Origin of the sequence: Streptomyces sp. NBC_00353 (assembly GCF_036108815.1) — a bacterium.
Classification (GTDB): Bacteria; Actinomycetota; Actinomycetes; order Streptomycetales; family Streptomycetaceae; genus Streptomyces.
This window is the reverse complement of the sequence record NZ_CP107985.1, coordinates 8,372,205-8,391,718: the sequence shown is the minus strand read 5'-3', so window position 1 is coordinate 8,391,718 and position 19,514 is coordinate 8,372,205. Positions and strand designations below refer to the sequence as shown.

General features: G+C 70.5%; 16 protein-coding genes. 4 read left to right on the top strand and 12 right to left on the bottom strand.

Annotation, left to right across the window (positions count from 1 at the left end; genetic code table 11):
• Positions 1–186: 186 nt before the first annotated feature.
• From rhaI to OHA88_RS37855, 3 genes are all read left to right on the top strand, one after another.
• Entirely contained in the window at positions 187–1,356 is a 1,170-nt protein-coding gene (rhaI, locus tag OHA88_RS37865; RefSeq protein ID WP_328628823.1) for an L-rhamnose isomerase, read from the top strand.
• An 84-nt stretch (positions 1,357–1,440) separates the two neighbouring features.
• The gene (locus OHA88_RS37860) at positions 1,441–3,486 is read left to right on the top strand and encodes a bifunctional aldolase/short-chain dehydrogenase (RefSeq protein WP_328628822.1); all 2,046 of its coding nucleotides are present in this window, start codon (positions 1,441–1,443) and stop codon (positions 3,484–3,486) included.
• A 181-nt stretch (positions 3,487–3,667) separates the two neighbouring features.
• The gene (locus OHA88_RS37855; RefSeq protein WP_328628821.1) at positions 3,668–5,200 is read left to right on the top strand and encodes a rhamnulokinase; all 1,533 of its coding nucleotides are present in this window, start codon (positions 3,668–3,670) and stop codon (positions 5,198–5,200) included.
• A 296-nt stretch (positions 5,201–5,496) separates the two neighbouring features.
• Here OHA88_RS37855 and OHA88_RS37850 read toward each other — a convergent pair whose 3' ends face one another.
• From OHA88_RS37850 to OHA88_RS37800, 11 genes are all read right to left on the bottom strand, one after another.
• Positions 5,497–6,369 (bottom strand): SDR family oxidoreductase, encoded by an 873-nt coding sequence (locus OHA88_RS37850; RefSeq protein WP_328628820.1) that lies wholly within the window; start codon positions 6,367–6,369, stop codon positions 5,497–5,499.
• Between the two features lie 104 nt (positions 6,370–6,473).
• The gene (locus OHA88_RS37845; protein WP_328628819.1) at positions 6,474–7,712 is read right to left on the bottom strand and encodes a cytochrome P450; all 1,239 of its coding nucleotides are present in this window, start codon (positions 7,710–7,712) and stop codon (positions 6,474–6,476) included.
• A gap of 75 nt (positions 7,713–7,787) precedes the next feature.
• Positions 7,788–9,182, bottom strand: a complete 1,395-nt coding sequence (locus OHA88_RS37840; RefSeq protein WP_328628818.1) for an NAD(P)/FAD-dependent oxidoreductase — start codon at positions 9,180–9,182, stop codon at positions 7,788–7,790.
• Positions 9,172–9,417, bottom strand: a complete 246-nt coding sequence (locus tag OHA88_RS37835; RefSeq protein ID WP_328629890.1) for a ferredoxin — start codon at positions 9,415–9,417, stop codon at positions 9,172–9,174. Before OHA88_RS37835 ends, OHA88_RS37840 begins: the two co-directional genes overlap by 11 nt.
• 172 nt (positions 9,418–9,589) lie before the next feature.
• Positions 9,590–10,267: a hypothetical protein gene (locus OHA88_RS37830; RefSeq protein ID WP_328628817.1), complete on the bottom strand. Its 678-nt coding sequence runs from the start codon at positions 10,265–10,267 to the stop codon at positions 9,590–9,592.
• Positions 10,268–10,593: 326 nt separating this feature from the next.
• Positions 10,594–11,064 carry a zf-HC2 domain-containing protein gene (locus OHA88_RS37825; RefSeq protein ID WP_328628816.1) on the bottom strand — a complete coding sequence of 157 codons (471 nt, stop codon included), beginning with the start codon at positions 11,062–11,064 and terminating at the stop codon, positions 10,594–10,596.
• Positions 11,065–11,380: 316 nt separating this feature from the next.
• Positions 11,381–12,199, bottom strand: coding sequence for an ABC transporter permease (locus tag OHA88_RS37820; RefSeq protein ID WP_328628815.1), 819 nt, complete (start codon positions 12,197–12,199; stop codon positions 11,381–11,383).
• Positions 12,196–13,134, bottom strand: a complete 939-nt coding sequence (locus OHA88_RS37815; RefSeq protein ID WP_328628814.1) for an ATP-binding cassette domain-containing protein — start codon at positions 13,132–13,134, stop codon at positions 12,196–12,198. Before OHA88_RS37815 ends, OHA88_RS37820 begins: the two co-directional genes overlap by 4 nt.
• Before the next feature lie 149 nt (positions 13,135–13,283).
• Complete coding sequence (locus OHA88_RS37810; protein WP_328628813.1) at positions 13,284–13,979, bottom strand: response regulator transcription factor; 696 nt, start codon at positions 13,977–13,979, stop codon at positions 13,284–13,286.
• A 19-nt stretch (positions 13,980–13,998) separates the two neighbouring features.
• Positions 13,999–15,210 carry a sensor histidine kinase gene (locus OHA88_RS37805; protein ID WP_328628812.1) on the bottom strand — a complete coding sequence of 404 codons (1,212 nt, stop codon included), beginning with the start codon at positions 15,208–15,210 and terminating at the stop codon, positions 13,999–14,001.
• 215 nt (positions 15,211–15,425) lie between these two features.
• Entirely contained in the window at positions 15,426–15,920 is a 495-nt protein-coding gene (locus OHA88_RS37800; protein WP_328628811.1) for a lamin tail domain-containing protein, read from the bottom strand.
• A gap of 757 nt (positions 15,921–16,677) precedes the next feature.
• Between OHA88_RS37800 and OHA88_RS37795 the strand changes: the two genes are divergently transcribed.
• Positions 16,678–18,168, top strand: coding sequence for a UDP-N-acetylmuramoyl-L-alanyl-D-glutamate--2,6-diaminopimelate ligase (locus OHA88_RS37795; protein ID WP_328628810.1), 1,491 nt, complete (start codon positions 16,678–16,680; stop codon positions 18,166–18,168).
• Positions 18,169–18,276: 108 nt separating this feature from the next.
• On the opposite strand, the gene OHA88_RS37790 is transcribed toward OHA88_RS37795, so the two are convergent.
• The gene (locus tag OHA88_RS37790) at positions 18,277–19,506 is read right to left on the bottom strand and encodes a cytochrome P450 family protein (protein ID WP_328628809.1); all 1,230 of its coding nucleotides are present in this window, start codon (positions 19,504–19,506) and stop codon (positions 18,277–18,279) included.
• Between the last annotated feature and the right edge of the window lie 8 nt (positions 19,507–19,514).

Below are 19,514 nucleotides of genomic sequence, written 5' to 3'. Positions count from 1 at the left end.
CGAAGGCGCCGTGAAAGGTTTCAACTAAGTTTCACGGAAGCTAGACGCGCAACACCCACGCCGTCAATGGGTCAGCCCATGAAACCTCTGAACCGACTCAATCCCTTGACATGCCCGCTAGGTGGTCATAGCTTCACCTCGATGAAACGATTCACCCATCTGCTCGGCCCCCGGGAGCGCTGATCCATGACTGCCGTATCCGCTGTGAAGGCGGCCCTCAAGACCCAGGCCATCGAGACGCCGTCATGGGCGTACGGCAATTCCGGCACGCGCTTCAAGGTGTTCGCGCAGCCCGGGGTGCCGCGCACCCCGCGGGAGAAGCTGGACGACGCGGCGCGCGTCCACCAGCACACCGGCGTCGCCCCGACCGTCGCCCTGCACATCCCCTGGGACAAGGTCGAGGGCTCCGATGGTTACGCGGACCTCGCCAAGTACGCGCAGGGGCTCGGACTTCGGCTCGGCGCGATCAACTCCAACGTCTTCCAGGACGACGACTACAAGCTGGGCTCGGTCACCAACCCCGACCCGGCCGTCCGCCGCAAGGCCCTGGGGCACCTGCTGGAGTGCGTCGACATCATGGATGCGACCGGCTCGCGCGACCTCAAACTGTGGTTCTCGGACGGCACCAACTACCCCGGCCAGGACGACATCCGGGCCCGTCAGGACCGGCTGGCCGAGGCCCTGGCCGCGGTGTACGAGCGGCTGGGCGAGCACCAGCGGATGCTGCTGGAGTACAAGCTCTTCGAGCCCGCCTTCTACGCGACCGACGTCCCCGACTGGGGCACCGCGTACGCGCACTGCCTGAAGCTCGGCCCCAAGGCGCAGGTCGTGGTGGACACCGGCCACCACGCGCCCGGCACCAACATCGAGTTCATCGTCGCGCTGCTGCTGCGCGAGGGGAGGCTCGGCGCGTTCGACTTCAACTCCCGCTTCTACGCGGACGACGACCTGATGGTCGGCGCGGCCGACCCCTTCCAGCTGTTCCGCATCATGTACGAGGTGATCCGCGGCGGCGGCTTCACACCCGACGTGGCCTTCATGCTCGACCAGTGCCACAACATCGAGGCGAAGATCCCGGCCATCATCCGCTCCGTGATGAACGTCCAGGAGGCGACGGCGAAGGCGCTGCTCGTGGACGGTGAGGCGCTCGGCGCTGCGCAGCGCTCCGGGGACGTGCTGGCGGCGAACGCCGTCCTGATGGACGCGTACAACACGGATGTCCGGCCACTGCTGGCCGAGGTGCGCGAGGAGCTGGAACTCGACCCGGACCCGATCGCGGCGTACCGACGTTCCGGCTGGGCGGAGAAGATCGTCGCCGAGCGGGTCGGCGGCACCCAGGCGGGCTGGGGGGCGTAGCGCCGCGCGCGGCGCAGCCCGGCGATGCGAGCCCGCCGCCCCCCATCGGCAGGAAGCCATGACGAAACTCGAAGGAAGCAAGTGATGACAGACGCACCTCACGAGCGCGTGGCGGAGCTGCTCGCTCGATCCCACCGACTCGGTGCGGATGCCCGCAACACCAACTACGCGGGCGGCAACACCTCCGCGAAGGGCACCGCCACCGATCCCGTGACCGGCGGCGACATCGAGCTGATGTGGGTCAAAGGTTCGGGCGGCGACCTGGGCACGCTCAGGGCCGACGGGCTCGCCGCGCTGCGGCTGGACCGGCTGCGCGCGCTGACCGGGGTGTACCCGGGTGTGGACCGCGAGGACGAGATGGTCGCGGCCTTCGACTACTGCCTGCATGGCAAGGGGGGCGCCGCGCCGTCCATCGACACCGCGATGCACGGCCTCGTCGAGGCCGCCCACGTCGACCATCTCCACCCCGACTCCGGTATCGCGCTCGCCTGCGCCGCGGACGGCGAGGCGCTGACCAAGGAGTGCTTCGGCAACCAGGTCGTGTGGGTGCCGTGGCGCCGCCCCGGCTTCCAGCTCGGCCTGGACATCGCGGCCGTCATGGCCGCCCGCCCCGAGGCCATCGGCTGCGTACTCGGCGGCCACGGCATCACCGCCTGGGGCGCGTCCTCCGAGGAGTGCGAGAGCAACTCCCTGCACATCATCCGCACCGCGGAGGCGTACCTCGCCGAGCGCGGCAGGGCAGAACCCTTCGGGTCGGTACTCGACGGGTACGGGGCGCCGGCCGAAGCCGAGCGCCGGGCCCGCGCCGCCGCGCTCGCCCCCGTCGTCCGTGGTCTGGCCTCCACCGACCGCCCGCAGGTGGGCCACTTCACCGACTCCGATGTCGTACTGGACTTCCTGGCGCGCGCCGAGCACCCGCGGCTCGCCGCGCTCGGTACCTCCTGCCCCGACCACTTCCTGCGGACGAAGGTCCGTCCACTGGTCCTCGACCTGCCGGCCGGCGTCCCGCTGGATGAGGCGGTCGCGCGGCTGAAGGAGCTGCACGCCGCCTATCGCGAGGACTACCGCGCGTACTACGAGCGGCACGCCGACGCCGACTCCCCCGCCATGCGCGGCGCGGACCCGGCCATCGTCCTCGTCCCGGGCGTCGGCATGTTCAGTTTCGGCAAGGACAAGCAGACCGCGCGTGTGGCGGGCGAGTTCTACGTCAATGCGATCAACGTGATGCGCGGGGCCGAGGCCGTCTCCTCGTACGCGCCCATCGAGGAGTCCGAGAAGTTCCGCATCGAGTACTGGGAGCTGGAGGAGGCCAAGCTCCGCCGGATGCCGCCGCCCGAGCCGCTGGCGACCCGGGTCGCGCTGGTGACGGGGGCCGGGTCCGGCATCGGCAAGGCCATCGCGCACCGGCTGGTCGCCGAGGGCGCGTGCGTCGTGGTCGCCGACCTCGACGCGGACAGCGCTGCTGCGGTGGCCGAGGAGCTGGGCGGGCCCGACAAGGCGGTCGCGGTGACCGTGGACGTCACTTCCGAGGAGCAGATCGCCGCCGCCTTCGCCGCCGCGTCGCTCGCCTTCGGCGGCGTCGACCTGGTGGTCAACAACGCGGGGATCTCCATCTCCAAGCCGCTGCTGGAGACCACGGCGAAGGACTGGGACCTCCAGCACGACATCATGGCCCGCGGGTCCTTCCTCGTCTCCCGCGAGGCGGCGCGGGTGATGACCGCGCAGGGCATCGGCGGCGACATCGTCTACATCGCCTCCAAGAACGGCGTGTTCGCGGGCCCGAACAACATCGCGTACGGAGCGACCAAGGCCGACCAGGCCCACCAGGTCCGGCTGCTGGCCGCCGAGCTGGGCGAGCACGGCATCCGGGTCAACGGCATCAACCCCGACGGGGTGGTGCGCGGTTCCGGCATCTTCGCCGGCGGCTGGGGGGCGAAGCGGGCGGCCGTGTACGGCGTGGAGGAGGAGAAGCTGGGCGAGTTCTACGCCCAGCGGACCCTGCTGAAGAGGGAGGTGCTTCCTGAGCATGTCGCCAACGCCGTGTTCGCCCTGACCGGCGGGGACCTGAGTCATACGACGGGGCTCCATGTGCCGGTCGACGCGGGGGTCGCGGCGGCGTTCCTGCGGTAGCGCTCGCGCGTGCGGCGTGTTGCGGGGCGGTCGCCCTGCCGCGCCGCCGCCCGGCACCGCGGCAGGCCGACGGGTCACCACCCGCGCCGCCCGCGGAGAGTCGTTCCGCCGTGGTGCGGGCAGGCGTGACGCCCGCACCACAACCCGGCTCGTACGAACCCTCACGAAGGACTGACAAGACGTGGCACCGACCGATCCCCGCCCCTTCGCCGCCGTCGACCTGGGCGCGTCCAGCGGCCGCGTCATGGTGGGCCGGGTGGGAGCCGGAACGCTCGACCTGACGGAAGTGCACCGCTTCCCCAACACTCCCGTACGGGTCGGCTCCACCCTGCACTGGGACATCCTCGCCCTGTACCGCGGCGTGCTCGAAGGTCTGCGGGCCGCAGGCCGGTTCGCGGGCGGCCCCCCGGCGAGCGTGGGTATCGATTCCTGGGCCGTGGACTACGGCCTCCTCGACGCGGACGGCGCGCTCATCGGCAACCCCGTGCACTACCGGGACGGCCGTACGGAGAGCGCCACCGCGAAGGTCGCCGGGGCGCTGCCGCCCACCGCTCTGTACGCGGCCACCGGGCTGCAGTACCTCCCCTTCAACACCGTCTATCAACTGGTCGCCGCCCAGGGCACACCCGCGCTGGGCGCGGCCCGCAGGCTGCTGATGATCCCGGACCTCGTCTCGTACTGGCTGACGGGAGAGGTCGGCACCGAGCTGACCAACGCCTCCACCACCCAGCTGATCGACCCGCGCACCCGCGACTGGGCCCGGCCCGTCGCCGACACCCTCGGGATCGACCTCTCACTCTTCGCGCCCCTGCGCCGGCCCGGCGACCGGGCAGGGCAGTTGCTGCCCGAGGTGCTGGCCGAGACGGGGCTCGAGGGGCCCGTGCCCGTGACCGCCGTCGGGTCGCACGACACCGCGTCCGCCGTGGCGGGGGTGCCCGCGCGCGGCGACCGCTTCGCGTACATCGCCACCGGCACGTGGTCGCTGGCCGGGCTCGAACTGGATGCGCCCGTCCTCACCGAGGACAGCCGCCGCGCCAACTTCACCAACGAGCTGGGCGTGGACGGCACCGTCCGCTACCTGCGCAACATCATGGGCCTGTGGCTGCTCCAGGAGTGCCTGCGGGCCTGGGAGTCGCAGGGCCGGACGTACGAGCTGGGCGAACTGCTGCGCCGCGCCGCCGAGTCCGCTCCCCTTCGCTCCGTCGTGGACGCGGGCGATCCGGAGTTCATCGCGCCGGGCCGGATGCCGGAGCGGATCGCCGAGGCCTGCCGCCGCACCGGCCAGCCTGCGCCGCGCGACGCGGCCGAGACCACCCGCTGCGTGCTGGACTCCCTGGCCCTGGCCCACCGCCGCGCGCTCATGGACGCCCAGCGGCTTTCCGGCCGTACGGTCGAGGCCGTGCACATCGTCGGCGGCGGCGCCCACAACGAGCTGCTGTGCCAGCTGACGGCGGATGCCTGCGGGCTCCCCGTGGTGGCCGGCCCGGCCGAGGCCGCGGCGCTCGGCAACGTCCTGGTGCAGGCCCGTACGGCGGGCGCGGTGGCCGGTGGCCTGTCCGACCTGCGCCAACTGCTGTGCGAAACGCAGGACCTGCGGCGCCATGCACCCACGGGTGATCGCAGAACCTGGGAGCGGGCCGAGGCCCGCATCACGGACGGCCGGCAGGCCCACCGTCAGAGCGCGGCCGACAAGGACGAACAGCCACGCGGCTAGCCCTTTTCGTCACCCGTGTTCACGACACGCTCTCCCCCGCCGCCGCACCCGCACCCGACGCGTACGGACTCAAGGCGATCGACACCGACATCGAGAACACCTACGAGGTCATCGCCCGGAGCGACTGGCAGTTCACGTCCATCACCGTCGGCTTCACCGGCTGACCGGGATTCCAACAGCCTTTGGGGTAGCCGGACTTCGGGTGCCCCACCGGCATGTCGCCCGACAGGTCCGCCTTCGGTCCGCGCGCCTGCGGCCGGGCTCCACCACATCGCCGCGCAGCGTGGGCCGGCGCTTCACCACTCCGCATCCGGGCCGGCCGGTGTCGGCGGCCACGTGCTGCTCCGCGGGTTCGTACGCGCCAGAACGTCGCGTACGGCGTCCGTGGGCACGCCGGAGCCGGCCCGGCCGGCCGCTCGCACCCTCGTTCCGCCGTCGACGAGCAGGTCCGTGCCGGTGACCCAGTCCGCCTCGTCGGAGACCAGCCACAGCACCGCACGCGCCACGTCCTCCGGCTCGCCGATCCGGGCCAGCGGCAGGCTCCGGGCGATCCTCTCCTCGTCCCGCTCCCACACGAATCGCGCCATCTCGGTGCGCACCAGCCCCGGCGAGACGGCGTTCACCCGTACGCCGGGCGCCAGCTCACCGGCGAGCTGGCGGGTCAGGTGCAGCAGGGCCGCCTTGCTCGTGCCGTATGCGCCGACCTGCGGCCCCACGCCGTGTGTGCCCTCGGTGCAGATGTTGACGACTGCGCCGCCGTGTTCGCGCATCCATGCCCGCCAGGCGAGCTGGATGAGGCGCAGCGGCGCCTCCACGTTCACGGCAAAGGCATCGCGCCAGACCTCGGGCTCGGCCTCCATCAACGGGCCGAACGGGGTATTGGTCCCTGCGTTGTTGACGAGGATGTCGAGCCGGCCGAACTCCCGCACAGCGAGATCCGTACACGCCGCCAGGTGCACGGGATCCGCGACCGAACCGGCGCAGCCGACCGCCGTGACGCCGGTGGCCGCGAGCCGTTCCACGGCCACCTCCACTCCCGCGGGGTCGCGTGCGGTGATGCAGACCATCGCTCCCGCCTCGCCCAGGGCCTGCGCCGCGGCGAGGCCGATTCCCCGGGAGGCGCCGGTGACCAGGGCCGCCCTTCCGTGGAGTGCCGGTGATGACGTCATCTCCGTACCGTCTCATGACGGACCGTCAAAAAGCAGCGTACGTAGGTGCGATCTGCTCACTCCCAGGACCCACCGTGTACCGCCGTCGACGCGTCGATTCGGCCCTACTGGGGGCGCAGGCCGTCGAACGTGATGTTCAGATGGCGGGGGCCGCGCAGGACCGCGTTCTGCCGGTAGGGGGGCGGGTCCTCCACCAGACGGGGGTTGTCGAGCCTGCGGGCCAGCTCGGTCAGGGCGAGCTGCGCCTCCAGCCGGGCGAGCGGTGCGCCGAAGCAACTGTGGATGCCACTGCCGAAGCCGAGGTGCTGGATGTCCTGGCGGTCCGGGTCGAACCGCTCGGGGTCCTTGAAGCGCTCCGGGTCCCGGTTTCCGGCTGCCAGGACGAGCCAGATCGACGAGCCCTTGGGGATGGTCACCCCACGGACCTCGATGTCCGCGATGCACGTGCGCTGCGGCACCAACTGCACCGGCGGCTCGTAACGCAGCAGTTCCTCGACAATGTTGACGGCGAGGCGCGGGTCGTCCCGGAGCCGCTGCAGGACCTCCGGGTGGCGCAGCAGGGTGAGCATCCCGTTGGTGATCAGGTTGACCGTCGTCTCGTGGCCGGCGATCAGCAGCAGGGCAGCGGTGCTGAGCACCTCCATCGTCGTCATCGGGCCGTCCGGTCCATGACTGGTCGCCAGCTCGGAGAGCATGTCGTCACCGGGTGTCTTGCGGCGCTCCTCGACCAGCCCGGCCAGATACATGCCCAGCTGCATCCTGGCCTCGTGCGTGACGCGGTTCCGCTCGGTGGGGTCGTCGCCCGGCACCGGGTCCAGGCCGGCGGCGATCGTGTCCGCCCACGAGTGGAAGCGCGCCTCGTCCTCCCGCGGCACCCCCAGCAGCCGGCAGATCACGGTCACGGGAAAGGGGTACGAGAACTGGTCGACCACATCGATCCGGTCCGTGTCCCCGAAGCCGGCGATCAGGCCGGAGACGATCCCGGCGAGCTCGCCACGCATGTCGTGGACACGTCGGGGGCTGTGCGGCGGGCCGAACGGGCGGTTGGTCATCCGACGCAGCCGGTCGTGCTCCGGGGGGTCGAGCCGCAGGAAGCTGGGCGGCAGAGCCGTCTCCTCCTCCTGCTCGGTCAACTCGTCGCGTTGCGCGGTGAGATTGGAGGCATCGGAACTGATCCGCGGGTCGTGGAGCAGGCTCTGGATGTCCCAGTACGTGCTGATGACGAACGGGCCGCCGTCCTCTTCCTGCAACACCGGGGTCTTGCGGAGTTCCGCGTACAGCGGATACGGGTCGGCACGGTTGGCGTAATCGGTGATCTGGCGCAGGAGCGGGGCTTGCGTCATGGCGGGTCCTTGGGGCGTGGGAGCAGGTGGGGCCGTTCCGGCCTCGGGCAGCGGGCTGTAGGGCCCCGCCGGTGGTCAGGGGTGGGCCGGCTTGAAGACCAGCCGTCGGTCGGCCGGCGAGTATCCGCTGAGGGTGACGGTCGGCCCGTGGGTGGGCAGCGAGGGGTCCGGGAAGTCGGCCGGGACAGGCTGCCTGCCCTCGGGACGGCGGTCCACGGTCAGGAACGCCGGCGGGAACGGCGCGGCCGTCTCGATCAGCCCCTGGTAGAACTGCAGCCACCGTGAATTGTCGAAGGTGACCGCACCGATGACGCGGCCCTGATAGCCGTACGCACCGGTGAAGCGGCGCTCGGCGAGCGACCCCTGCGTAATGAGGATCTCCTCGCCCATGGACGGGACGCCGACCGACTTGATGTTCACCCCGAACTGGGACGACCAGAAGGCCGGTACCCACATGTGCGGGCGGCGGTCCGTGCTGGAGCTGATCATGTTGTGCGCCGCCACCTCGGCCTGTGTGACGGCGTTGCCCCAGTGTTCGAGGGAGAGGAACTGGTAGCCGAAGAGCGGATGTGGGGACCGCGCCACATCACCGGCGACGAAGACGTCGTCGGTCACGATGCCCCGGAAGTCGAAGGCCCGGCATCCCGCGTCGCAGGCGATCCCGCGGGGTCCCGCGCCGAGCCCGGATCCGGCCAGCCATTCGGTGTTGCGGGTCGCACCGAGCGAGACGACCACCACGTCCGTCTCGACGGTGCTGCCGTCGGACAGATGAGCGGCGCGCACCCGCCCCACCGAGTCGCCCTCGAGGCCGGTGACCATGACGCCGGTGCGCAGGTCCACCCCGTTCTCGCGGTGCAGCTCCGCGGCCACCGCACCGACCACCCCTCCCAGCGCACCCACCAGGGGCGCGTCGGCGCGCTCCGCCACGGTGACCGGGAGATCACGCGCGCGGCAGGCGGACGCGATCTCCGAGCCGGTGAAGCCGGCGCCGATCACGAACACCCTGCGGGGCGAGGCCATCAGCCGCCGCTGCAGCCCGGCCGCGTCGTCGCGCGTCCGCAGGACGAAGACGCCGTCCAGCTCGGCCTCCGCCTGGCGCGGCCACGGCCTGGCCCGTACACCGGTCGCGATGAGCAGCCGGTCGTACTCCACCTCGTCGCCGTCGGCCAGCAGCACCCGCTTGGCCGCCATGTCCAGCCCGGTCGCCGCCACACCGAGCCGCCACTTCGCATCCACCGGTCGGCGCCGGGGCAGCTCGGTATGGGCCGGCGACGCCTTGCCCAGCAGCACCGACTTGGAGAGCGGCGGCCGGTCGTACGGCTCGTACGGCTCGTCACCGATCATGGTGAGGGAGCCCTCGAAGCCCTCGTCGCGGAGCGTCTCGGCCGCCCGCAGGCCGGCCAGCGAGGCGCCCACGATCACGATCCGGCCCTCGCGCCTGAGCCACGTCAAGAATGCGTCAGCGGCCATGGGACTCCTCCTCGCCCGGCGCGGCCGCCATCTCTCCCGGTGCGTCCAGCGCGTCGGCCAGAATGGCCTGGACGGGGCACGCCGCGACGGCGCGCGCCACGTTCTCGCGCTGCTCCTCGTCGACCCGTGGGTTGTAGGTGAGCGCCTCTTCGCCGTGCATGGCGAAGACATCGGGCGCGAGGAACGCGCATTGCGCATATCCCTGACATTTATTGAGATCGACGACAAGCCTCATGGACGCTCCGCCCCTTCCGGCAGCCTGGTCCGGCACCGTCCGCGCTTTCTCGGCGGCGCCCGGACGGCGGGTCTTCTCCCCCATGCCAGCATCGAAGGACCGGTGGGTTCGGCGCTCGTCCGGGCGAGCCGAAGGAGTGAGCGTGCCCGGAACTGCGAGGCCGGAGCCGCGGTCAGGCCGCCTTCGCTCCATCGGGCCCGGGGGCGCGGCCGACCACCAGAATGTAGATGCTGACGATCAGTGACCAGAGCGGGAAGACCAGCTCGGACCAGGCGATGGCGGCCGCCACGAAAAGGAGCGTCAGGGCGACGAGGAGGCCCAGCAGGGTGAGCCACCGGGAGAAGATCCCGAGGCGGTACCCCAAGATCGACGTCGTGAGCGTGAACACCGCGGCCATCCGCATCGCGTAGTCCGTCAGCAGCGTGTACGCGAAGTGGCGGCCGAAGTCCCAGGACGGCAGCCCCGGGTCGTTCCCGGAAGGGGTCCCGACGGACAGCACGCCCGCGGCGGCCGCGGCCGCCCCGAACATCGAAGCCACGAAGATCAGACCGCTGCCCAGGAAGACGGTGGCGACGAACTTGTCCTCCGCTTCCCCGACGTGCGCGCGCAGCACGCCCACGAACCACAGAAAGAAAATGCCGGCGAAGGGGACGAGCGCGAGCGCCGTCTTCACCGCGTTCCGGCGTGAGGAGTCGTCGAACCCTCGGACCGTGACCGCGTCGGCCCCTTCGGGGATCGCCAGCCGGACCAGGATGATGGCGGCTGCGAGCAGCACCGCGAAGACGACCCCGGCCAGTCCTGCCGCCCGCGGAGTCTGCAGCGCCTGCCCCTTCGTCCTCTGTGTCGCCATGAGCGCTCGCTTCCTCTCCCGGGGGACCCTGGGACCAGCAAGCCGCCGGCTGTGCGGTCACGCCACCGGGAGGCAGCCGAACGGCAGTCCGCCGTACCCGTCGAGAGAGGAGCGGTGGGCAACATGTATGCGGGTCGGCCGTACGGAACACTTCCCCGGCCGGAGACGGCGACGGCCACCCCTGCGGCCCCACGGAACGTCCCCGGCCTCGCTCGTCGCCGTGCTCGTGCTGCCTGGCGCCTGGGCCCGGCTCGGACCCGGCACCGCGGCACTCACCGCCTCGGCTGTTCCCCGCGGCCCGGGCGGGGGCGTCGATCACCTCTGCCTCAGCCGGACGCGGCCGGCCACGGTGTGACCACCGGGCGGAGAGACTGGGGCGTGGCCCGCCCTTCCGCCCCGTCTGCCGTTGCCCGGGGGCTGGGGGCGTTTCTGCCTGCTCGCTCGACCGGCTCGCCTGACGCCCGCATCCTGCTCAGCAACTGGGTGAGCGTGAGCGGCGTGCCCAGTATCGCGCGGGCCGGACGACGCCGGCGGAGCAGCTGGCGTGAGGTGTCGCAGCTCTCGGCCGGGGCGGGCACGTACCTCTGCTGCCGTCGCCCGATGTCCCGGGCCAGAGCGTCGCGGAGCAGGGGCAGGTGTGCGGATACCGCTGCGAGGCAGTCGTGCTCGTCCCGGCAAGCGGGGCAGGTGGTCAGGTGGGCGCTGACCCGAGCGGCTTCCTCGGGCGCGAGGGCGTTGAGTGCGTATCCGGCGAGCAGCTCACGGATGGTGCGGCATTCCTGGGGCGAGGTGAACATGATGGTTCCTCTCCGTGCTGGGAGGGTCCGCGCGGTCGGCGCGGCCACGGGGTTCAGGCGCGGGCGTCAACCTGGTATCGCTCGGTGACGTCCACGGCGGACGTTGTCTGTTCTCGGTGCTGTTCCTGAGGGGCGAGGGTCGCCTTCGATGTGCGCACGAGCCCGATGGTGTTCGGCTACCGGCTCGTGCCCCGGCGAGGAACAGCGGCATGGTGATCCCGGAGGTTCGGCCATGGACCGGGGATGCGGCGGGCGGACTCCGTCCGCAGCGGGTCGGTCAGGCCGCAGGGTCCCGCAACGACTTCTGCGGTGACGGTCAGGCGTCTCGTCGCTTGAGGAGCCAGGCGGCGATGCCCAGGAGGGCGGCTGCGTATCCGGCGAACAGCGACAGACCTGTCCAGGGGGCCATCGCGGGATCGGGGACGACGGAGAGCATGGCTTGCCCGGCATTGCTGGGCAGGTAGGGGTTGACGTGCTGAGCCCAGTCGGCCGGAAGCAGGGCTCCCAGTCCGGGCAGGATGAGCAGGATGCCCACCAGTGCGGCAATGGCTCCCCCAGAGCTGCGGATGATGGCGCCCAGGGCGACGCCGAACAGTCCGACGACGGTGAGGTAGAGGGCGGTACCGAAGACCACACGGGTGACGCCGGGGTCGGAGAGCTGCGTGGACAGGTGAGCGTGGGCGGAGGACAGGACGGCCTGGCCACCGAAGAACGCTGCGAAAGAGGCCGCGGTCATCAGGATGAGGACGGCGCCGGTGAAGACGGCTGTCTTGGCCGCCAGCATGGGCAGCCGCCTGGGGACGGCCGTGAGGGTGGCGCGGATCATTCCGGTGGAGTACTCGCCCGTGAACATCAGGACGCCGAGGACACCGACGGCCAACTGCGCGGGCCGGTACATGCTCAGGCTGACCTCGGCTCCGTTGAAGTGCGCCAGTTCCCGCGCGCTGAGGTCGCCTGCCCGCAGGTGAGTGACCAGCATGCCCAGCCCGACCATCGCGGCCACGGCGGTCAGCAAGGTGATCGACGTGGAGCGCACGGTGCGCAGCTTGATCCATTCGGACCTGAGGACCCGGAGCAGGGTCACCTTGCCGGGGCGCGCTGTCGCGCCGAGCGGGCGCGTGAGGATCGTGGTCATGACGCGCTCCTCGCTGCGACCGGTTCGCCGGCGGTGGTGGAGCGGTACTCGACCGCGTCCCGGGTCAGTTCCATGAATGCCTCCTCCAGGGAGATCCGCTGGGGAGAGAGTTCGAGAAGGGTGAGCCCGTGGTCGGCAGCGGTGCAGCCGATCTGGTCACTCGTCAGGCCGACAACATCCAAGGTGTAAGGCGCGCAGGTGGTGATGGTGACGTCCGGACCCGCCAGCAGACCTTTCAAGCGGTCGATGTCCGGGCAGCGCACGCGCACCACGGTGCGGGCCGCGCTGCGGGTGAATTCCTCGACCGAGGTGTCGGCGATGAGCCGGCCGCGGCCGATGACGACAAGGTGTTCGGCGGTGAGCGCCATCTCACTCATCAGATGCGACGAGACGAACACCGTTCGCCCCTCCCCCGCCAGGCTCTTGAGAAGATTCCGGATCCACCGGATGCCCTCCGGATCGAGGCCGTTGACCGGCTCGTCGAGGATGACAGTGGCGGGGTCGCCGAGAAGCGCGCTGGCGATGCCGAGGCGCTGGCCCATGCCCAGGGAGAAACCGCCGGCCCTTTTGTTGGCCACCTCGCGCAGGCCGACGAGGTCGATGACCTCGTTCACGCGCCGGCGGGGGATGCCCGTCGTGGCGGCCAGGGCCAGCAGGTGGTGGTAAGCGGTGCGGCCGCTGTGGGTGGCGCGGGCCTCCAGCATCGCCCCGACCTCGTGCAGGGGAGCTTCGTGGAGTGCATACGGGCGGCCATTGACGGTGACATGCCCGGCGGTGGGGGCGTCCAGGCCGAGGATCAGCCGCATGGTGGTGGATTTGCCGGCCCCGTTGGGACCCAGGAACCCCGTCACGATGCCGGGGCGGACCGTGAAGGACAAATCCTCGACGGCCGTCTTGCTGCCGTACCTCTTGGTCAGGCAGTGGGCTTCGATCATTGCGAAACCTCCGTTCACCACCTCACTCTCGCCCGTGACCGGCCCCTCGCACATCGTCCCCGTGCAGCGATTCCCGGGTACCACGTCCGCGGTACCGGGTACATCGGCCTACGGCTGGGACAGAACGCCGCACGTACCCGTACCGGCGACTACACGGATGTCGACGGACCGCTCGGCTCCATCGCCGGACTCACCAGTCCGCACTGGTAGGCGATGACCACGAGCTGGGCACGGTCACGGGCATCCAGCTTGGTCATGGCCCGGTTGACGTGGGTCTTGGCGGTCAGCGGGCTGATGAACAGGCGATCGGCGATCTCGTCGTTCGACAGCCCCATTGCGACAAGTGCCAGGACATCGCGTTCCCGTGGCGTCAGGCAGGCCAGCCGCTCGTGCATGGCCGCCGGGCATGCTTCCGGCTGCATCAGAAATCGCGTGATCAGCGCTCGGGCAGCCGACGGGCACAGCAGTGCCTCCCCGCCGGCGACCGTGCGCACGGCGTCGAGAAGCTCCTCGGGCCGCGCGCCCTTGCCGAGAAAACCGCTCGCACCCGCACGCAGTGCCTCGGCGACGTACTCGTCGTCCTCGAAGGTGGTCAGGATGAGGACCTTGACCCCCGCGAGGTCCTCCGACTCGCTGATCAGCCGCGTCGCGGCGAGGCCGTCCATCTCGGGCATGCGGATGTCCATCAGGAGCACATCGGGGTGCTGCGCGTGCGCCAGGTCCACTGCCTCGGAGCCGTTGGACGCCTCACCCACGGTCTCCATGTCGTCCGCAGAATCGAACAGCATCCGGAAGGTGCCCCGAAGCAGGGCCTGGTCATCGGCCAGCAGTACGCGGATCGTCATACCCATCTCTCCTCGGCGGTCAGTCCGCTGCCGGTCCGCCCGTTGCTGTGGCGGCTCGCAGGGGCAGATCGGCAGTCACGGCGAAGCCGCCCTGCGGGCGGGCTCCCGCGTTCAGCGTGCCCCCGACGATGGCAGCCCGCTCGCGCATCCCGATCAACCCGTGGCCGGTCCCCTGGCGGGGTCGATGGTGGTGCGGGCCGACGCATCCGTCGTCCTCGACGGTGATGGTCAGCCATTCGGGGCGGTAATGCAGAAACAATCGGGCATGGTCCGCACCCGCGTGCTTGTGCACATTGGTCAGGGCCTCCTGCACGATGCGGTACGCGGCCAGGTCCACCGCCGGCGCCAGCGGCTCGCTGACACCGCGCTGGCTGTGCCGGACAGCCAGTCCGGCACCTTCGAACGACGCGAGCAGGTCCGGTAGCTGTGTCAGACCCGGCATCGGATCGCGTGGCGCCGCCGGGTCACCGGTCTGCCGCAACAGGCCCACGGTCGCACGCAGTTCGTCCAGCGCCGACCGGCTGGTGTCCCGGATGTTCTCCAGGGCGGCGAGTGTCTGCTCCGGCTGCCGCTCCGCAATATGGACGGCGACGCCTGCCTGAGCGTTGATCAGGGCGATGTGGTGCGCGACGACATCATGCAGCTCGCGCGCGATCCGGACCCGCTCGGCCGCCACCCGCTGCTGCGCCTCCTGCTCACGGGTACGTTCCGCGTGCTCCGCCCGTTCCTCCACAGCCGCCACATAGGCGTGGCGTGACCGTACGGCGTCGCCGATGGCGGCCGCCAGAGCCGTCCATGCCAGCATCACCGCCTTCTCCGGCTCCAGCCATGATCCCGGGGCGAACACCAGAGCCGCGCCCACCAGGACGGCAGCCGTGGCCGCTGCCGTGGTCCAGGTGGTGCGCCGGTCGGTCCGCACGGCCACGGTGTAGAGGGACACCACGACCGGACTGGACACCAGCGGACTCTCCCGGAACCCGAGTACCTGAAAAGCCACCCCGCAGCCGACCGCGACAGCCAGTACGCCGAACGGGTGGCGACGTCGCCACATCAACGCCGCGCAACCGACCGCCGCCAGCACCACGCCTGGCCACCGGAACGAGATCCGGTGCTCGTCCGGCACAACAGCAGAAGCCACAACCGACAGCCCGAACAGCACGGCCGACACCAGCGCGTCCACCGCGCCGGGCCGGGCTCGTGCTTCCCGCCTCCAACCGTTGATCACTGCCATCTCACCACCGTAAGCGCGGTGACCGTGCCGGGCATCGTCTCGACGCGGCAGTGCCGCCGCCTGAGCACACCGCTCGATCCGCGGTGGACGATGTGAGAAGAGCGCCGCCGTCCGCTGACCGGAGCGCAGGATGACAGCGGGGCGTCCCGCCGGGAAACCGGCGGCAGAGCTCTCGCCCTCTGCCGCCGTTCCCATCGGTGGACAGCAGCAGTGCGTCAGCCGTGGTAGGTGATGTAGCCGTTGCGGTCGGGGTCGGAGCCGGTCTTGGTGTAGGAATGGACGTCCGCCCGGCTTCCTGACGGCTTGTACAGGTAGATGGTGTCCTTGTCGTTGTTCCAGATGAAGTTGCAGTTCTGGCGGTAGACGACGTTCTTGGCGTCGGAGTCGGTGCCGTGGCCGCCCCGCAGCTTCACGTAGTCGCCGGGCTGGAGGTAGTGGGCGGCCGAGAAGGTGAAGCGATTGCCGGTGGCGTCCTTGACCACGTAGCCCTTGAGGTTGATGGTCGCCGTCGACGAGTAGTTCTTGATCGTCAGGTACTCGTCCTTGGTGTTCCCGGTGGAGCACTTGTTGGAGTCCGAGCCGGGCGCGTCGTACTGGACACCCTTGACCTTCAGCGCCGACGAGTACTCGGCTGCCTGTGCCGGAGCGACGGCAACGACCGCGATGACTCCGGCAGCGGCGACAGTGGATATGGCATGGCGTATGCGCATGAGGAATCCCCCCAGTGGTGCGGATAGAGCGCCTGGAGCATACACAATCTGTGATGACTAGGTGTCGAAAGAGTGATGAAAATGTGAAGGCAGTTGCGCAGCGCCTGCCAGGAGTCGCTCAAGCGCAAGGCACAGCTGACGAGTTGACAGACCCGGCAGACCAGGTCGGCCGAGCCGAAGCCACCGACCAGCGCCTCTCGCGAGTCCGCGTTCGTCGCCCGGGATTGCGCCATGCCGCCCGGCACCGCCGCAGCGGGCGCCCGGCGAAAGACCCGCATCGACGACATCCTGCTGAGCGGTGCCACCGCTTCGTCGGGCGCGCAACGCGTGTGAGATCAGCCCGAGCTGCGCACCGAACTGCGGCGAGGCAGCCGCGACCGCGAACCGGCCGGTCGAGGCGAGCGAAGCGGATTCAGGGCCGCTCCGTGGGACGTACACTCCACCCATGGGCAACACACATGCAGTGAGGGAGTGCCTGCGACAGGCCCCTCACGTGCTGAGCCCTGTTGCGCCCGAGGCGCGCTGCCGTGCGCTGCACGGTCACGGCTAGCCAGGCACTCACGGTCTTCGAGGTTTCGGTGCCGATCGTCTGATCCGCATCTCCTCCCATCGCTTCCGCTCCGCACATGGAGCGCTTCTCCACCCCCTTCGCTGTGCGTTCCGCAGCACCCCACACTCGCGCAGCTCCTCGGCGTGCCGTCGGCATCCCCTTCGGCGACAACCGAAGGGGCGTGCCGCATTTTCGAGAGGACCCTGTATGAAGTTGAGGGAGTTGCTGGCCGGTCACGATCACGAGGTCCTCCTGGGCGATCCGGATACGAGGATCAGCGCAGGAGCCTGTTTCGACGCCCATCGCGTTTCACCGGGTTCGCTGTTCATCGCCGTGCCCGGTCATCGGGAAGGGGGGCCCGAGGCCGTCGGCTCGGCACTGGCGCGTGGCGCTGTGGCGGTACTCGTCGACAGGGCAGCGCCCGATCTCCCCGCGGCAGTATGGGCATCGGCAGGCGACGCATGCGTCGTCCGTGTGCCGGACACCCGGGTGGCAGCGGCGGTCGTCACCTCGCGCTACTACGGCGAACCCGGTCAGGACATGGACATGGTGGCCGTGACCGGCACCAACGGGAAGACCTCGGTGTCGTACATGGTCGAGTCCGTCCTGAGGATCGCCGAAGGCGCGAAGGTGGGCGTGATCGGGACATCGGGCAGCCGCATCGGCGACGAAGTGATCCCGATGCCCCGCTCGGTGCTGACTACACCGGAATCGCCGGACTTCCAGTACCTGTTGGGACACATGCGCGACCACGAGGTGGGCACCGTCGTCCTGGAGGCCACCTCGATGGGCCTGCTGAACCACCGGGTGGACCATGCGTTCATCGACGTGGGGATCTTCACCAACCTCACGCAGGACCACCTGGACGACCACGGCACCATGGAGAACTACCGCGACGCCAAGCTCCGCCTCTTCCAAGGGCTTTGCCGGCTCGCGGTGGTCAACGCCGACGACTCCGTGGGGGCCGGGATCGGGCGGATCATGCCGGGCGCGGTCACCACGTACGGCATCGACGCGGAGGCCGACTACCGGGCGACGGACCTGAGCATGAACGCCTTCGGTACGCGCTTCACCCTCCACCATGCGGGAAGCAAATACCCCGCGGCGATCCCGGTGCCCGGCCGGTTCTCGGTGGCCAATGCGCTGGCCGCCGTCGCGGCCTGCCACCTCCTGGGGCACGACCTGGCGGGTCTGGTGGCCGCACTCGACCGGATGCCCCCGGTCCCCGGGCGGCTCGAACGCTTCGAGACCCCCCACGGTTCGTCCGTGATCGTGGACTACGCCCACTCACCCGACTCCCTGGACAAGGTGCTCTGCGCCATCCGGGACTTCGCGCCGGGCCGGGTCGTCACCGTGTTCGGCTGCGGGGGCGACCGGGACGCCACCAAGCGCGCGCAGATGGGCGAGATCGCCGGAACCCACTCCGATCTGTGTGTCCTCACCTCGGACAACCCACGGAACGAGGACCCCGAGGCGATCATGGACCAGATCACGCCGGGGCTCGTGGCCACCGGCACCCGGTTCGAGAGGTTCGCAGACCGCCGCCGGGCCATCGCCTTCGCCCTGTCCGCCGCCGGTCCGGATGACATCGTCCTGGTTGCGGGGAAGGGCAGTGAGCCGTACCAGATCGTCGGCGAACAGCTGATTCCGTTCAGCGACATGGCCACGGTGCGCGAACTCGCAGCCGCGCAGGAGTAACAGGCGGCCGTCGCCGGTCACCCTCGCTCGCACCATGCCGCTGCTGAGGTGGTGCCGAGAGAGCGGCGGAGGGCTTGGGCGCCGGGACGCTCTTGGATTCCGGCGCTCTCAGCCGGCGCCGCCGGAGGTGAAGGTGACAGGCAGACGCTCGGGGCCACGCAGCCCGCCCGGTCGCCAGCGCAGCTCGCCCGGCGGCACGGCCAGCGCGAGGTCCGGGAGGCGGCGCAGGGCGGTTCCGATGGCGATCTGACCCTCCAGTCTGGCCAGCGGTGCCCCCAGGCAGTAGTGGATGCCGTGCCCGAACGCAAGGTGGGCGGTGTCCCGCCGGGTGATGTCCAACCGGTCCGGATCGGAGAACCGTGCCGGGTCGCGGTCCGCGATGGCGGAGGCGATCAGCACGGTCGCGCCGCACGGGATGTTCACGCCCGCGATCTCGACGTCCTCGCGCGCGAACCGGGCGATGCCGGGGTTGACCGGTCCGTCGTAACGCAGGAATTCCTCGATCGCGCCCGGCAGCAGCGCCGGGTCGTCCCGCAGCATCTCGAGCTGACGGGGGTTGGCGAGCAGCGCCGCGATACCGCCGCCGATCAGGTTGACGGTGGTGATGTATCCCGCCACCAGCAGCAGGAACGACATGGCGATCAGCTCGTCCTCGTTCAGCTGCTGCTCCTCGTCCCTGGCGGTGATCAGCGCGCCGAGCAGATCGTCCCCGGGCCGGGCCCGTTTGGCTTCCAGGAGCTTGGTCAGGTACGCGTGCATCCGCTGCCATGACTCGTCCACGAGTGCCGGGTCCGGGGGCTCCGCCCCTCGCAGGAGCATGTCGTCCGTCCACCGCTGGAAGTCGTACCGGTCCTCCACGGGCACGCCGAGCAGTTCGCTGATCACGGTGACCGGCAGCGGAAGCGCGAAGTCCGCGACGAGTTCGGCCCGGCCGGCCGGCGCGACCGCGTCGAGCAGCCGGTCGCTGATCTCCTGGATACGGGGCCGCATCTCGGCCACCCTGCGCGCCGTGAACGCCCTGGAGACCAGACGGCGCAGGCGGGTGTGGTCGGGTGGGTCGGAGCGGAGCATGTTGCTGATCATCGACTCGCGTTCCGTCACGGGCAGCTGCCGCAGCAGCCGGGGATCCGAGGCGTCGCGGACGTCGCTGCTCAACCGGGGGTCCGCCAGGGCCGCGAGACCGTCGTCGTACCGCGTGACCAGCCAGGCCTCCAGGCCGCCCGCGATCACGGCACGGCGCACCGGGCCCTCCTCGCGCAACTGCCGGAAGAGCGGGAAGGGATCCGCGACGAAGGCCGGGTCGGCGTAGGGCAGAGGGACCGGCTGCTGCTGACTCATGATGCCTC